The organism is Desulfovibrio faecalis (assembly GCF_053570625.1).
Window position 1 is genome coordinate 2,645,454 of the sequence record NZ_JBRBQR010000001.1, and the last position, 13,973, is coordinate 2,659,426.

Below are 13,973 nucleotides of genomic sequence, written 5' to 3' on the forward strand. Positions count from 1 at the left end.
CTCTTTTTTTTGGCTTCAACATGTCAACTATTCAACAAATATCAAACTATAGGCATCTGCCATGAACGCGCCTCTTCAACAACAATGCTGCTGCAAAAATAGCTCCTCGCAGGCCCCCCAAAAGCCAGTGGCTGGTGGCTGGAACCTCAAATATACTGCGGTCATTACTGTCCTCGCTGCACTGTGGTGGCTGGCCTATTCCGTCATCCAGCCTGCGGCGCACTGGCTGACTGTGGGCCTCATAGGCTTTGCCCCTGGCTCGCCCATTGCGGAATCCGTGGAGTTTTTCTTCTATGACACGGCAAAAATCCTGCTCCTGCTGGCAGCGCTTATCTACGCCATTGCCTGGGCGCGGGCGGGACTTAACGTGGAGAGGGTGCGCGACTACCTGAGCGGCAAGGCAAAGGGGGTAGGCTATTTTCTCGGCTCCGCCTTTGGCGCGGTTACGCCATTTTGCTCCTGCTCAAGCATACCGCTGTTTCTTGGCTTCACCACGGCCAGCATCCCCATGGGCATTACCATGTCCTTTCTCATCACCTCGCCGCTTATCAACGAGCTGGCCGTTGTTTTACTGTGGGGCCTGCTGGGCTGGAAGATCACCGTAGCCTACGTGGCTGTGGGCATGATTGCAGGCATCATTGGCGGCTGCATCATGGACGCCATCAAGGCCGAGCGCTGGCTGCACCCCTTTATTCTTGAGGCCATGGCCAACATGCCCGCGCAGGCAGAAGGGGCCAGCGGGACGGATGCCGCCCCGGCCTGCTCCCCGCAGATCACTCTGCGCCATCGGCACGATTTTGCGTGGTCTGAAACATCCACCATCTTTCGCCGTGTGTGGAAGTGGGTGATCATTGGTGTTGGGCTGGGCGCGGCCCTGCATGGCTTTGTACCGGAAAACTGGTTTGCCGAGCATCTTGGCGCCGGGGAGTGGTGGTCTGTGCCGCTTTCCGTCCTGCTGGGCATCCCTCTGTATTCCAGCGTGACGGGCATCATCCCGGTTATGGAAAGCCTGTTGACCAAGGGCTTGCCCATCGGCACCACTCTGGCCTTCTGCATGAGCACGGTTGTGGTCAGCCTGCCGGAAATGCTCATGCTGCGGCAGGTCATGACAGGCAAACTGCTGGCTTTTTTTGTGGGTTATCTTTTGCTTATGTTCACTCTGGTGGGCTGGTTGTTCAATCTGACCGGATCATTTCTGGCGTAACTTTCAGGAGCAAAACAAATGGAAATCAAGGTATTCGGCCCCGGCTGCGCGCGTTGCGTAGAGGCGGAAAACGTGGTGCGTCAGGCTGCGGAACAGGCTGGCGGTGAAATTTCGGTGATCAAGGTATCTGATTTCAGAGAAATCATGGCGGCGCGCATCATTTCCACTCCGGCGGTGATGGTCAACGACCAGATCAAATGCACGGGCAGGGTTCCTACAGTGGATGAGGTCGCTAGCTGGATTGCGGAGGCCAGCGCTTAATCCCTGGCTCCCTCCCCGGCCATTGCCAACACATATTCAGATATTTTCGGCCCGCCACACAGGAGCAATCTGCTTGCCCTGCGCGGCGGGTCAAGTTATTGTTGGTAATGTTCCGGGTGCTATTTCGCATACTTCCACCAAGGCGACCTCCATGCACTATCCCCACATTGCCCTGCTTAAAACCAAGTGCCTTTTTCTGGTTGTGGTCATGCACTGCGTCATGTTTTACGCCACGCCCTTTCCGTTCTGGAAGCTCTATGCGGATACCCCGCAGCCCTGGGCAGATTTGTTCACGGCCATCTCCGGCTCTACCCTTATCCAGTGTTTCATGTTTGCCTCGGGCTTTCTGTTTGCCGCCTCGTGGGATGCCGGCAAGCGCACCCCCCTGCAACACGCGCTGCACAGGGGGCGCAGGCTCCTGCTGCCCTGGTTTGGCGTGGGCATGCTCTGGGTAGCCCCGCTCTACACGCTCTTTTCCATCCCCGCGTTTGGGCATCCGGCGGACGCAACACTGCTTGAAACCTGGAAATCCGTTTCGCTCGGCCTGTTTACAGACCACCTGTGGTTTTTACTGGTGCTGTTCTGGATCACCCTGTTCTGGATTATCGCCCTGAGGGTGCTGCAAAAGCTGGGGCGCGACACGGCACTTACCGGCGGCATGGTGGCCCTGGTGGCCGCACTGTGCCTGCAGAACTATGGCGGCTGGCTCAAGTGGTATTGCCTGTGGGAAGCGCCTTCGTTCATTCTTTGTTACTACATGGGCATTGTGGCTTTCAGAAATCACGAGGCCCTTAATGCCCTGTGCCGCGCCCGCCCGCTGGCCCTGGGGCTTGGGCTCACGGCGCTGATCGTTCTGCTGTGGCCCTATGCGGGCGCGCCGGTGAGCGGCTGGATCGTGTCCCTGCTCTGCGCCCTGCTGGTGTACCATATGTTTTTGCTCACAGCAGGGCTGTACCCTCTGTTGCAGTCTTTTGCTCCCTTTGCCTGGTTTGAGCGCAACGGCTTTCGCTTTTATCTTTTTCATCTGCCAACGCCCCTGCTGGTCTTCATGTGGCTTTACAAGCCCTTGCAGCTACCACCTGTTGCCTTTGTGCTGCTGAACATTGCCATTACCCTGACCGTAACAACGGTCATTGTTATTGCCAGCCGCAAGCTGGAAGAAAAGCTGGGCATAAGACTGTAACAATATTCAGGATCAGGTTTTTCCCCCTGTGCATTGGATCATAATTCCTAACGCGCATGTATTGCGGCACTGCGTCAAAATTTTTCTGGAGGAAATACCATGATGGGGTTCTTGAAGCTGGTGTTGGCCTTTGCACCATGGTTGTCGTTTCTGATCATCGCGCACGGCAGCATGTTTCGGCTGGAGCTTGGCCTTGGCATCGCTCTGGCCCTCAGCATCCTCATGGGTGTGCTCAAGCTGCATCGTGGGGTGATACTGTGGGTGGGGCTGGCCTTTTTCAGCGCGGCATCCATACTTGTGATCGGCTTTCAGAACATCTGGACAGTGCGGTACATGGGTGTGCTGGCCAATGGTGCGCTGGCGCTTGGCACATGGGCAGGAGTCGTCATGCGCAAGCCTTTTACCCTAGATTACGCGAAGGATCACACCGATCCGGCGCTCTGGGATTCCCCTATTTTTCTGCGCACAAACATGATTATTACTTCTGTCTGGGGTGGGGCCTTCACCTGCAATGCCCTGCTGGCGTGGCTGAAAATGAAGGAACTCTTTTTTTCAGAACTTACCTATGAGCTGATCTCCTACACCCTGCTCATAGGTGTGGCCGTATTTACCCAATGGTACCCGGCCTATCTGCGACAGTTGAGGGCCAGTCAGCAAACGACGGCGTAACTCCGCATACGCATTTTACAAATCACGCACAGCCCCCCCAATAATAAGTAAAGGACTGCCCCATGATCAGGCGCAGTCCTTTGTTTTTTTGCAGGTGCCGCTTTCGGCAACAAAAACGGACTGATCAGAGTAAATATCTGCCTTCAATTCTGGTTGTCGCACTACCGCCAAACAGCACTTTCCCCGCTGCTTCCTTCAGCTTGACCACGTTGAACGCCGCCCTTTCTGCATTTTGCTCGACTGAAACAGCGCTGCCGTTCCACAGGGAATTTTTAAGCATATAATAACCAAAAGCCGAATTCCCCGACCCTGTCGCCGGGTCTTCAAGATAGCCAAAGCGGGGCGCAAAAACCCTTGTGCGCATTATATTTTGGCTACATGCAACCTCTGAGCTGAAAACAAGAATAATATCCACTTCGCTTTCGATGCAAAACTGCTTCAGCGCTGCTTCATCCGGGTGCATGGCGAGGACTGTTTCCAGCGAGGCAATGGGCACAATCAATGTACGCAAGCCAGCATCAATACATTCCACATGAAGATCATTTCTGATTTCTGATTTGGAAATAGCCAGATGTTGCGCAACTGCGTCCATGTGTGGCTTTACAGGCAGTTCAACCTTGTCTGGCGCTGTAATAAACACCGCGTCAGAGGTGGAAATTTCGTTATAAACCCTCAGGCAGCCCTTGCTTGTGGTGATGGTTATTTCCGGTTTTTGCAGCAGCTTTGGGTCGTTGGCGATCAGATCGTACATGCAGGCAATGGTGCCGTGTCCGCAAAACGCAACCTCGCACTCGGAAGAATAATAGCGCAAATGATAGTGCGCATCTTCAACCGGGGTGCAAAATACCATTTCTGATACAAAGCCCTCATGTTCCTTTGCCACAGCCAGCATGTCCTTATCCGCCAGGGGCCGCCCTTTTTCAAGGTATAGACATGCTGCCGGATTTCCAGACGAAAAATGCGAGGTAAAGGCATCTATCTTTTTATACGGATAACTGCTCACTTTTGCTCCTTATGGCAAAAGGACTGGGGGGGGGCTGACCATTATGGGTCGAGGCACCCGCAAGCTGTTTCGGTGTGAATATTTTTCGCCATGAAAAATACTGCGCGCATTGCGTATTGGCAAGCATTCCGATTGGGTGTATGCGCTTTACCGCGTCATGAACGAGCCCGCCAACGGCCCATATTTTTTTGCAACAGCCGAGGATGTTACGCATGAGAAAAATCGCCCTGATCCTTGCCCTGATGATGAGCACCAGTATGCTCACCGCCTGTGGCTCCAAGTACATTGCCGTTACGAAGGATTACACTATCTACATCGGCACCAAGAAGCCCGTTATCAATCCTGAAAACGATTCCGTGAGCTTTGAGGACGACACAGGCAAAACCCACACCATCCCCCGCGAAGACTTGAAGCAGGTTCGTCCCCTGCCCTAGCATTTTTTGCCTGACCGCCCAGCGCGGCAAGTATGCAAAAGAGCAGCCGCCTTACAGCTCCATCAGGAACCGTAAGGCGGCTGCCTTGATTTACGCAGAGAACGAATCTTAGAACACAGGCACGATGCCGCGTTCAACCAGATTCTTCTGGATGTATTCCTTCACTTCGGGGGACTGCACGGCCTTCATAAGGGCCTTGGCCTTGGGGCTGTCCTTGTCTTCATTGCGCACAACAATGATGTTGGCGTAGGGGGATTCGCTGCCTTCCATCACAAGGGCGTCACGCGAGGGCACCAGACCGGCTTCACCAGCAAAGTTGGTGTTGATGACCGAAGCGGTCACATCGTCCAGGGTGCGGGGCAGCTGGGCTGCGTCAAGCTCGTGGAACTTGAGGCCAAGGGGATTCTTGGTGATGTCGGCCACGGTAACGAGCGCGCCGGGCTTGATGGTGATCACGCCGTTGGCTTCGAGCAGGCGCAGGGCGCGGGCTTCGTTGGTGGGGTCGTTGGGCACGGAGACGCTGTTGCCCTTCTTGAGATCGGCAAGCTTTTTGATCTTCTTGGAATACACGCCCAGAGGTTCAATATGCACCTTGCCGATGGAAACAAGGTCAAGCTTCTTTTCCTTGTTCATGTTGTCAAGGTAGGGTTCGTGCTGGAAGAAGTTGGCAAAGAGCTGCTTGCTGGCCAGCGCCATGTTCGGCTGCACGTAGTCGGTAAATTCCTTGATGACCAGGTTGTAGCCTTCCTTTGCAAGAAGGGGCTTGGCCGCCAGCATAATATCCTTATGCGGGAAGGGGGTCACGCCGACAACAATGTCTTCAGCGGCGAACGAAGGGGCGGCCAGCGCCAGAACCATGGCCAGAGACAAAAGCAGACGTTTCATAAGCGCTCCTGCAAGGGTAAAGGGTAAAAAAGTTCACACGCCGCCGCAGGCCTACCGCAAAATCTTGTACAGAAAATTGCAGACGCCCTGAATGAGCAGCACGAGAAGGCAGAGAATAATGACCGAATACACCATGATATCGACCTGAAAGCGGTTGTAGCCGTATTTGACGGCCAGATCGCCCAGCCCGCCGCCGCCAACGGTTCCGGCCATGGCCGAATACCCCAGCAGCGTAATGGCGATAACAGCCACGTTCAGCACAATGGAAGGTAAGGCTTCAGGAATCAGCACGCGAAAGATGATCTGCGTGTTGCTGGCCCCAAAAGACCGTGCAGCCTCAATAACGCCCCTGTCCACCTCAAGAAAGCAGGTTTCGATAAGCCGCGCCACAAAGGGGGCGGCTGCGATGGTCAGCGGCACTATGGCCGCCGCGCTGCCAATGGAGGTGCCCACCACAAAACGGGTAAAGGGAATGAGCGCAATGAGCAGAATGATAAAGGGGAACGAACGCAGCAGGTTGACCACAAAATCCACGGCCTGATAGACTGAACGGTTGGGCTTGAGGCCGATGGGATTGGTCACGATCATGAGGATAGCCAGCAAAAAGCCCGAAATGAGCGAAAACAGCGTGGAGAGCAGCACCATGTCCAGCGTTTCCCACGTTGCCGTAATAATTTCCGGCAGCTTGTCCAGAAACCGCTCCCACAGCGGGTAGTAGGCCGAAAGGCCGCTCATGTTCTCAATCATGCTTGTTCACCCGCGTTTTCAGAATAGGCCAGAATCTCCCAGAACAGGTTCTGCGTTTTCAGATACTGCAGCACTGCGTCCAGGTCTTTGTCCTGCACGTTGATGATAAGAAAGCCGAAAACATCGTCGAGGTAGCGTTCAAGCTTGCCGCCAACGATGGAAAAATCAATGCCCAGCGTACGCGCCATCTGCGTGATGACGCTCTGCTGCGAAATTTCGCGCGGAAACATGAGGCGGATATTGGTGCCGCCGGGAATAAGCGTATATTCGTCCTCCACCATGGCCTGCATCTCCTTGGTGGGGGACAGAAAGAGATTTTCCGTCTTGCCCATGGCCACAGTTTTGCCGCCATCCAGCATGAGCAGGCTGTGGCAGAGGCGTTTGACCACTTCCATCTGGTGCGTGACCATGATGATGGTGAGGTTGAGCCGCTTGTTGATATCTTCCAGCAGATCCAGAATGGACGAGGTGGTTTTGGGGTCAAGGGCGGAGGTGGCCTCGTCGCACAGCAGCACACGCGGGTTGAGCGCCAGGGCACGGGCAATGCCCACGCGCTGCTTTTGCCCGCCGCTCAGGCTCTGCACACGCTGCTTGGCCCTGTCGGCAAGGCCCACAAGCTCTAGCAGCTCCATGACGCGCTCTTCGCGCTTGGCAACTCCCCACAGCGAAAGCGGAAAGGCCACGTTGTCGAACACGTTTTTGCGGGACATGAGATTGAAATTCTGAAAAATCATGCCCATTTTGCTTTGCAGCATACGTAGGGCCGTGCCTTCAAGGGAGGCAACTTCAACGCCCATGACTTTGACACTGCCCATCTGGTAGGGTTCCAGGCCGTTAAGGCAGCGCAACAAGGTGGACTTGCCCGCGCCGGAATGCCCCACTATGCCGAAAATCTCCCCCTCGTGCACGTGCATATTGATCTCTTGCAGCACAAGGTGACTTCCGTAGAGCTTGCCAAGATTGGTTACCTGAATCATGCGATGGTTCCTGAGCCTGTTTTCGGTGTCGCCAGACAATGCGATATTTGTCCGCGAAAGTAAAGAATTCACGCAGGCACAGCATGAATAACCCGGCATTCTACCCCAAGGCGGCGTTCAAAATCAAGCTGCCAGCGGAGGCCCCGCATACGGCGGCGCGCAGGGGTAAACAAGCCCGCGATTGGCTCACCTCGTAAGGGTTTATCCTCTATCTCCTTTGCCGCACTCCCCCTTGAACCTCTGCGCAGATGGAAGGCATCCAGCATGTGATGCCGATCATGGACAGCCATGCGCAATGGTGACACAACCAGTGACGCAATTGTTTACCTGAACAGTCTGAAAGGATATTCCGCCATGAACCAATCTGCCGATTCCGCGCAAAGGGCTGCACAGCCCACAGCACCAGCGTATACCCCCCTCGCAACCATACCTCCCAAACGCCGCATCACCCCCACTCTGCTGCGGCGCGGCATACAGGGCGCATTCGCCATTTTTCTTGTTTGGGTGGGCTGGAATTTTTACCTCTACGTGCAGTGGGCCACGGGAAAAAGCCAGACGTTCACGCCCAAACCACCCTCGGTGGAGGGCTTTTTGCCCATCAGTGAACTCATGGCCGCGCGCCGCCTGTTTGAAACCGGCATGTGGGACGTTGTGCACCCTGCCGGGCTGACGCTCTTTTTGGCAATCGCCCTCATGGCTCTGCTGTTCCGCAAGGGATTTTGCGGCTATATCTGCCCTGTGGGCCTTGCCTCCAACCTGTTGGGCCGCCTTGGCGAGCGCCTGGGCCTGAACCGCAACCCGCCACGCAAGCTGGAGCTGGCGCTCCAGGCCATCAAGTATATTCCACTGGTATTGCTGTGTTATTTCAGTTTTTTTGCCATGAGCGTGGACGAAATTGATGCCTTCATGGGCGCGCCATTCAATATGGTTGCAGATTCAAGCATGCTGTTTTTCTTTTTGCGGGCTTCAACCACCACCTTGATTGTAGTTGGCGTCATTGTGGCGGCCTCGCTGGTGGCGCGCAATGCGTGGTGTCGTTTCCTCTGCCCTTACGGGGCGTTTCTGGGCATTCTGGCTCTGGCAAGCCCTGTGGCGGTGCGCCGCAACGCGGCTACCTGTACGAGCTGCCGCCGCTGCCAGTGCGCCTGCCCTTCAGCCATCGCCGTACACGAAAAGAGGCGCGTCAATTCGCCGGAATGCCTTGGCTGCACTGCCTGTATTGAAGCCTGCCCGCAAAAAGACTGCCTCCACCTTTCTGCGGCCCGCAGCCGCGTACCCTTATGGACGGTTGCCGCTGGCTGCCTTGTGCTGCTTTTTGCCGCCTACCTATGGGCCGTGAGCACCGGTCACTGGGTTTCAGAAATTCCCCCGGGCATGCTGCGGCGCTTCCACATGGTCCAGTTTGGCGGATAGACGGCCGCTCGCCTCAGGGGTTTATAAAAACAGCATGGCGGCAAAGGTATTCCCTTTGCCGCCATGCTGTCATTTATGATTGGGCCTTGCCCTTTTTACCAGACCGGGGCTTCTGCTGGATCGCGCTTGATATGGCAGGCCTGACAATCCGTTGCACGGGGCTTTTCAAGCTTCATGCGGGTGTGGCAGTCCATGCAGCGCTGGTGATAGGCAGCCTTGAGCAGGGGCCTGCCGTCCGGCATGGTAGTTACGCCAGCGGGCAGGTTTGCGGGATGACACGAAACGCAGCGCGGCGGCGTCATACCCTCTTTAAGGCGCGGGCTGTTGTGGTGGCAGGCCGCGCACTCCAGGCCATCCTTGGCATGCATGCCTTGCAGGCCTGCGGCCTTGCGGCCAATGCCAGCCCGGAGCTTTTGCAGATGCTGCGCATGGGCAAAGTCCACTGGGCGGAATTCCTTGCTCATGAGCTCTATGCGTACTTTTTCGGGCAAACCGTCAGGGACAGGCCCAAGCTTGGGCGCGTCAGACACATCTACGGCTGGCTGATCGCCCTGAGCGGGAGGCGGCGTTACAGCAGGTTGCAAGGCCTTGGTCGCAGCAGCATTGGCTTGCCGGGTCGGGCTTTGCGGCGGGATTTTTGTCCGGCGGCGGCAACAGAATGGCAGAAGACGCAAGCGCGGCTTCTGACGCGTCGGCAGACTGCTGCGCAGCCTTCACCGCTGCGTCCACTGGCAACAGAATGGCCGAAGGGGCAAGTTTGGCGTTCTGCTGTGCAGCCTGCTGGACAGGCAGGCTTTGCGGCAGGGCCGGGGCATCCAGCCCAGCAGTTCCGCTTGCCTTCTCAGCGGCCTGAGGCGAAGGCAGATTGCTGGGCAGCATCAGCCCCATGGTGCCCTTCACGCCGGGGGCGGCGCGGTGGCAGAAGGCGCAGTTGCTGCCGCTCTTGCTCACGGGCCTTGGCGTATGGCAGCCCGCGCATTCCGGCGCGGAGGTGGTCAGGCTGGTGTGGCAGTTCACGCAGGAATTTTTGGACGTAACAGAGTGCATGGCCTGCGCCAGCGGAATATTCTTGCCCTTGGGGTCGCCGCTGGGCGTATGGCAGGTGATGCACGACTGCTTGACGCTGGTGTGGTGACAATCCACGCAGTTGAGCGCCCTTTCGTGGAGGCCGTGGTCAAAAGGCACGGCAGGCATGACCGTAGGCCATTTGGGCCCCTGCGGATACAGGGGAGAAAGCGGCACCTGGGGCGGCGTGACCTTGTCGGTCAGCACCACGCCCGTGGGTCTGTCCATGGTCATGATGGAGGGGCTGGCCTCAAAGCGGGGCAAGGCCTCAAAGCGCGCCTTGTCATGACAGGTGGCGCAGTCCACAGGGCCGTGCGGCAGCTTCTGCTCCGCAAGCGAAGCGTGGCACTTCATGCACACTTCATGCGCGGCGGCGCGCAGGGGCGGCGGCGTATAAGCGGCATCCCTGGTGGCAAGGGCCGAGCCGGGGCCACTTTCGTGACAGGTGCGGCACGAATCAATGTTTGGCGGCAAGGTGGGTGAAAAATCCTTGGCATGGTGACAGGTCACGCAACGCTGAGGATCGTTCTCCGCCAGGATTGCACCGGGGGCCAGACCGGGCTGCGCCTTTACGGGGAATGCGCCGGAGGTCAGATGCCGCTGGTGCAGGGAGGCGTCCATCTGCGGCTTGTAAGCCTTTTGAACGGGCAGCTTTGCGGCATCGGCAATAGTGTGGCAGTCACGACACTGCGCCAGGGACGGCCCAGCGCCCTTTTGCGCATGGCACGTGGCGCAGGCCGCATGAAAGGCCTCCTTGCGCGCGGCAGGATCACTGGAATTTACTCCAGCAAAGGCGCTGAACACCGGCGTTTGCATAATATTGACCGGCAGACCCGCGCTGTTCTTCTCCACGCCGGGGCCAGCCGCATGGCAGCTCGCACAGGCGTTGGCCTTGGCATGGGCCGCATGGTCAAAGGCCACAACAGGCATTTTAAGCTCCTTGGCGCGCTGACCGCCAAGGTAGATGGTGTTGCCCGCCAGAGGCGCGGAAGCTGCCTGGACACCAACAGCAGAAAAACACAGCGCCACGGCAAACACTGCAGTGGCGGCCACAAACCGCATGGCGCAAGCAGAAACGAGGGCTGTACTACATATGGTTCGCATTAACTCCCCCTTGGGGACTTTGATCAGAAAAACCATCAGCGCAGCAACCGTGCAAACTGGCAACGGGGCGCACACCACAAAAAAATATGCCCGGCAACAAGGTGCAGCAAGAGCCAGAGTCCATACCCCGGTATGCCCGAGCGGGCAAGCAGGCCTGTAAACGGCAGCAGCACCAACAGGGCCATAAGCCGCCAGTCCGCCTTGGTGGCGGCGGCGCGCAGATCGGCCAGCAGCAGGTGACGCAACGGCAGGGCCAGCGCCCCAAGCGTCAACAGCACAGCAAGGCCGTCCGCCCAGCGAAAGGCCATGCCCGGCCAGTCAAAACCAAGGCCGCGCCCGATAAGCACCGCATGGCCGGGGGCAAACAGCAGCACCACCAGAGCCATGAACAGCAGCCAGAAAATGGCGTCGTTGACCAGCACCCGCACGGGCCACTGCCCGCGCAGCAGATCGAGCGGCACAAGGCGCGCGCGCCAGCGGGCCGCGAAATCCGAGGGATTGCAGCCGCTGGCCTTGCACTGGCGCAGGCGCAGCACGCACCCGGCCAGACATCCCAGCAGGGATATGAGCAGCCCCCAGCCAGTGAGAAAGGATATCAGCGTTGTCATAACGTGCTCCAGCCTAATCCTTGCCGTTCAGAAAGAGGTAAAAGCCCAGCAGGCCGAACAGGGCAAAGCAGATGAAAATAAACATCCAGCCCGTGCCAGACATCAGGGATGCGTAAAGCGAATAAAATACCGTCTGCATGGCATCCTCCCTGTCAGGCTTCAGGTTTGTAGTCAGGGTGATCGCGCAATACGGGCATCTTGGCGCACACAAAGCGGTACACCGTCACAAGCCCCACCAGCATGAACAGCGAAAGCGTGATCTCGCCCAGCGAAGGAAAATACTTGAGGTGCGTGGGCAGATTGTAGTTGTAGGCCACAAGGCTCACATCCATGCGGTTGAGCATGACTCCAAACACAGACAGCCCCGCCGCAAGGCGGATCATGCCGTAGCGCCGTTCGCGCACGCCCACGGCAAACATGAAGGCAGGCACGATGACCAGGGCCATTTCCAGCAGCCACAAAAGGCCGTAACCGCTGAACACGTACTTCCAGCCATTGTCGAGCGTGAGGCCGCCGATCTTGATGACAAAATAGCCCATCATCACGAGCGAAGCGCCCCGCGCAAGGCTCAGGCTCACGCCGTCAAAGCTCTTGGCGTGGTTCTCATCCATGTACTTGTGCATGCCGGCGTGGGCCAGCGTGCCTTCAAAGATCACCATGGACAGCCCGGCATAGAGGCTCGACACAAAGAAATACACGGGCAGCCATGAAGAGTACCACAGGGGGTGCATCTTTGAGGGAACCATCACATACAGCCCGCCCAGAGAAGACTGGTGCAGGGTCGAAAGGATGATGCCCAGCGCCACCAGCGGCATGATCAGCTTCATGAGCATGGCGCGCAGCTTGTTCCATCCCAGCCACTCGCAGGGGATCACAAACCACAGCACAGCCATGACGCAGAGGTAAAAGAACTCGCACACGCCCACGGTAAACAGGAGCGACGTGGTGCCCTGTGAAACAAAGACAGGATACGGCAGCCGCCAGGGCTGGCCCACGTCGTACAGCAGGTCGGCAATGACAAAGGCGTAGCCGAAAAAAGCCGTGGTCAGCGCGGGCCGCCACATGGAACGCAGATTGTTGAAGCCGAAGATGTAGTAGCCCGCCGCCAGCGTAAAGCCGCCAGCAGCAAGGGCCACGCCGCACAAGAGGTCAAAGCCGATCCACAGGCCCCAGGGGTAGTAATCATCAAGATTTGTAACCGCGCCGATGCCCCAGCCAAAGCGCATGACCGTGGCTACGGCTCCGCAGAACAATATGACGGCGGTGATGATGTTGCCCGGCGTGTTGAGCAGGCCAAGCGTATTTTTCAGCAGTTCCGAAGGCTTCAGCATTGTCCGCCTCCCTGGCCCTTTTCAGGATTATGGTCAGCGGGCTTGCAGCCGCAGGCTTGTGCGCTGTGTTCTGCATGGGCGTCAGCGCAGCTCTGGCCTTTTGCCTGCTGCGCACCGTCGCAACGGGCCTGCTCCACCATTTTTTTGTAATGCTTGCTCATGGAATACGCGCCGCCCAGAATCACCGGCCATATTCCGGCAATAACGGCAATGGAGCCAAGCATGCCGCGCGTAAGTTCCGGCGCGGAAACAGCGGGCACATCCGGCTGCCCCAGATCGGCATGCGGCACGGGCGAGAGGTAGAGCCAGTTTGTGCCGCCCATCTCGTGTTCGCCATAGATGTGGTCCTCGTACATGCCGGGATTGTCCATGATGCGGCGGCGGGCCAGTTTGACAAGGTCGCTGCGACGTCCAAAGACCAGCGCCTCCTTGGGGCAGGCCTCCACGCAGCCGGGCAACAGCCCCTGCTTGAGGCGCGGGGCGCACATGGTGCATTTGTACACCAGCGGATTCCAGGCGTTGTTGTAATCGTAGGCTGGCACGTAGAAAGGACAGGCCATCATGCAGTAGCGGCACCCCACGCAGAGCTTGGGGTTGTACACTACCGGGCCTTCCTCTGTTTTTACAAAGGCTTTGACAAAACAGGCCGAAGCGCAGGCCGGTTCCTGGCAATGATTGCACTGCAACTTGCGGAACACGGGGGCATGCCCTTCAGGCTGATATTTGTTGACCACCGTATAGGCCTTGAATGTGGGCCTGCGGGTCTGCTCAAATACCGAACTGTCGTCAACGGGCTTTTCCAGAGGCGGCAGCACGTCGGCATTGACCTTCTGGCAGCCTTCCTCGCACTTGCGGCAGCCGATGCAGCGCACTGAATCGTGCAGCACGCCCACGGCATCGGGGCTGCCGTCATAGGCAAAGGGGGCTGCCCCGGCAGCACCGGGAAGCGCTGCTCCGGCCACACTGCCGAGGCCCAATATTTTCAAAAACTGTCTGCGCCGCATGGCGATCCTCCCCTGCTTGCGCATTGCATCATTTTCATGCCCCATGTCTGCCGTGGGGCAAGCCGCCAAGGCGGCGCCGTAAACA

General features: G+C 57.6%; 16 protein-coding genes. 6 read left to right on the plus strand and 10 right to left on the minus strand.

Annotated features, from left to right (window positions below; genetic code table 11):
* Positions 1-61 precede the first annotated feature (61 nt).
* The 4 genes from ACUZ79_RS11680 (at position 62) to ACUZ79_RS11695 (ending at position 3,317) form a co-directional block, all read left to right on the plus strand.
* Positions 62-1,204 carry a permease gene (locus ACUZ79_RS11680; RefSeq protein WP_449251705.1) on the plus strand — a complete coding sequence of 381 codons (1,143 nt, stop codon included), beginning with the start codon at positions 62-64 and terminating at the stop codon, positions 1,202-1,204.
* Positions 1,205-1,222: 18 nt separating this feature from the next.
* Positions 1,223-1,465, plus strand: a complete 243-nt coding sequence (locus ACUZ79_RS11685) for a thioredoxin family protein (RefSeq protein ID WP_240824682.1) — start codon at positions 1,223-1,225, stop codon at positions 1,463-1,465.
* 151 nt (positions 1,466-1,616) lie between these two features.
* The gene (locus tag ACUZ79_RS11690) at positions 1,617-2,648 is read left to right on the plus strand and encodes an acyltransferase family protein (RefSeq protein WP_240824683.1); all 1,032 of its coding nucleotides are present in this window, start codon (positions 1,617-1,619) and stop codon (positions 2,646-2,648) included.
* Between the two features lie 99 nt (positions 2,649-2,747).
* Positions 2,748-3,317, plus strand: coding sequence for a hypothetical protein (locus ACUZ79_RS11695; protein ID WP_449251706.1), 570 nt, complete (start codon positions 2,748-2,750; stop codon positions 3,315-3,317).
* 124 nt (positions 3,318-3,441) lie between these two features.
* Here ACUZ79_RS11695 and ACUZ79_RS11700 read toward each other — a convergent pair whose 3' ends face one another.
* Entirely contained in the window at positions 3,442-4,320 is an 879-nt protein-coding gene (locus ACUZ79_RS11700) for a PhzF family phenazine biosynthesis protein (protein ID WP_449251707.1), read from the minus strand.
* A 212-nt stretch (positions 4,321-4,532) separates the two neighbouring features.
* On the opposite strand from ACUZ79_RS11700, the gene ACUZ79_RS11705 reads away from it, so the two are divergent.
* Positions 4,533-4,754 (plus strand): YgdI/YgdR family lipoprotein, encoded by a 222-nt coding sequence (locus ACUZ79_RS11705; protein WP_240824686.1) that lies wholly within the window; start codon positions 4,533-4,535, stop codon positions 4,752-4,754.
* A 108-nt stretch (positions 4,755-4,862) separates the two neighbouring features.
* Here the strand turns inward: ACUZ79_RS11705 and ACUZ79_RS11710 are convergent, their stop codons facing one another.
* Genes ACUZ79_RS11710 through ACUZ79_RS11720 form a run of 3 tightly spaced genes read right to left on the minus strand, consistent with a single transcriptional unit; the run spans position 4,863 to position 7,363 of the window.
* Positions 4,863-5,639: a MetQ/NlpA family ABC transporter substrate-binding protein gene (locus tag ACUZ79_RS11710; protein ID WP_240824687.1), complete on the minus strand. Its 777-nt coding sequence runs from the start codon at positions 5,637-5,639 to the stop codon at positions 4,863-4,865.
* Positions 5,640-5,690: 51 nt separating this feature from the next.
* Positions 5,691-6,386 carry a methionine ABC transporter permease gene (locus ACUZ79_RS11715; protein WP_449251708.1) on the minus strand — a complete coding sequence of 232 codons (696 nt, stop codon included), beginning with the start codon at positions 6,384-6,386 and terminating at the stop codon, positions 5,691-5,693.
* Positions 6,383-7,363, minus strand: a complete 981-nt coding sequence (locus ACUZ79_RS11720) for a methionine ABC transporter ATP-binding protein (RefSeq protein WP_449251709.1) — start codon at positions 7,361-7,363, stop codon at positions 6,383-6,385. The genes ACUZ79_RS11715 and ACUZ79_RS11720 overlap by 4 nt, the downstream gene beginning before the upstream one ends.
* Positions 7,364-7,717: 354 nt before the next feature.
* On the opposite strand from ACUZ79_RS11720, the gene ACUZ79_RS11725 reads away from it, so the two are divergent.
* On the plus strand, positions 7,718-8,776 hold the full coding sequence (locus ACUZ79_RS11725; RefSeq protein ID WP_449251710.1) for a 4Fe-4S binding protein: 1,059 nt from the start codon (positions 7,718-7,720) through the stop codon (positions 8,774-8,776).
* A gap of 95 nt (positions 8,777-8,871) precedes the next feature.
* Here ACUZ79_RS11725 and ACUZ79_RS11730 read toward each other — a convergent pair whose 3' ends face one another.
* From ACUZ79_RS11730 to hmcB, 6 genes are read right to left on the minus strand one after another with little or no spacing between them, the layout of a single operon-like run.
* Entirely contained in the window at positions 8,872-9,306 is a 435-nt protein-coding gene (locus ACUZ79_RS11730; protein ID WP_449251711.1) for a cytochrome c3 family protein, read from the minus strand.
* Positions 9,299-10,945: a cytochrome c3 family protein gene (locus ACUZ79_RS11735; protein WP_449251712.1), complete on the minus strand. Its 1,647-nt coding sequence runs from the start codon at positions 10,943-10,945 to the stop codon at positions 9,299-9,301. Before ACUZ79_RS11735 ends, ACUZ79_RS11730 begins: the two co-directional genes overlap by 8 nt.
* Before the next feature lie 35 nt (positions 10,946-10,980).
* On the minus strand, positions 10,981-11,553 hold the full coding sequence (locus ACUZ79_RS11740; protein WP_449251713.1) for a hypothetical protein: 573 nt from the start codon (positions 11,551-11,553) through the stop codon (positions 10,981-10,983).
* 13 nt (positions 11,554-11,566) lie between these two features.
* Positions 11,567-11,692, minus strand: a complete 126-nt coding sequence (locus ACUZ79_RS11745) for a hypothetical protein (protein WP_022658500.1) — start codon at positions 11,690-11,692, stop codon at positions 11,567-11,569.
* 13 nt (positions 11,693-11,705) lie between these two features.
* A complete protein-coding gene (nrfD, locus tag ACUZ79_RS11750; RefSeq protein WP_297145638.1) occupies positions 11,706-12,884 on the minus strand; it encodes an NrfD/PsrC family molybdoenzyme membrane anchor subunit in 1,179 nt (392 codons plus the stop codon).
* Complete coding sequence (gene hmcB, locus ACUZ79_RS11755; RefSeq protein WP_449251714.1) at positions 12,878-13,888, minus strand: sulfate respiration complex iron-sulfur protein HmcB; 1,011 nt, start codon at positions 13,886-13,888, stop codon at positions 12,878-12,880. Before hmcB ends, nrfD begins: the two co-directional genes overlap by 7 nt.
* Positions 13,889-13,973 lie beyond the last annotated feature (85 nt).

Excerpts from the sequence above, each read along its gene's own strand:
- ACUZ79_RS11680 (WP_449251705.1), top strand. The coding sequence starts at position 62 with ATGAACGCGCCTCTTCAACAACAATGCTGCTGCAAAAATAGCTCCTCG.
- ACUZ79_RS11685 (WP_240824682.1), top strand. The coding sequence starts at position 1,223 with ATGGAAATCAAGGTATTCGGCCCCGGCTGCGCGCGTTGCGTAGAGGCG.
- ACUZ79_RS11690 (WP_240824683.1), top strand. The coding sequence starts at position 1,617 with ATGCACTATCCCCACATTGCCCTGCTTAAAACCAAGTGCCTTTTTCTG.
- ACUZ79_RS11695 (WP_449251706.1), top strand. The coding sequence starts at position 2,748 with ATGATGGGGTTCTTGAAGCTGGTGTTGGCCTTTGCACCATGGTTGTCG.
- ACUZ79_RS11705 (WP_240824686.1), top strand. The coding sequence starts at position 4,533 with ATGAGAAAAATCGCCCTGATCCTTGCCCTGATGATGAGCACCAGTATG.
- ACUZ79_RS11710 (WP_240824687.1), bottom strand. The coding sequence starts at position 5,639 with ATGAAACGTCTGCTTTTGTCTCTGGCCATGGTTCTGGCGCTGGCCGCC.
- ACUZ79_RS11715 (WP_449251708.1), bottom strand. The coding sequence starts at position 6,386 with ATGATTGAGAACATGAGCGGCCTTTCGGCCTACTACCCGCTGTGGGAG.
- ACUZ79_RS11720 (WP_449251709.1), bottom strand. The coding sequence starts at position 7,363 with ATGATTCAGGTAACCAATCTTGGCAAGCTCTACGGAAGTCACCTTGTG.
- ACUZ79_RS11725 (WP_449251710.1), top strand. The coding sequence starts at position 7,718 with ATGAACCAATCTGCCGATTCCGCGCAAAGGGCTGCACAGCCCACAGCA.
- ACUZ79_RS11735 (WP_449251712.1), bottom strand. The coding sequence starts at position 10,945 with ATGCGAACCATATGTAGTACAGCCCTCGTTTCTGCTTGCGCCATGCGG.
- ACUZ79_RS11740 (WP_449251713.1), bottom strand. The coding sequence starts at position 11,553 with ATGACAACGCTGATATCCTTTCTCACTGGCTGGGGGCTGCTCATATCC.
- ACUZ79_RS11745 (WP_022658500.1), bottom strand. The coding sequence starts at position 11,692 with ATGCAGACGGTATTTTATTCGCTTTACGCATCCCTGATGTCTGGCACG.
- nrfD (WP_297145638.1), bottom strand. The coding sequence starts at position 12,884 with ATGCTGAAGCCTTCGGAACTGCTGAAAAATACGCTTGGCCTGCTCAAC.
- hmcB (WP_449251714.1), bottom strand. The coding sequence starts at position 13,888 with ATGCGGCGCAGACAGTTTTTGAAAATATTGGGCCTCGGCAGTGTGGCC.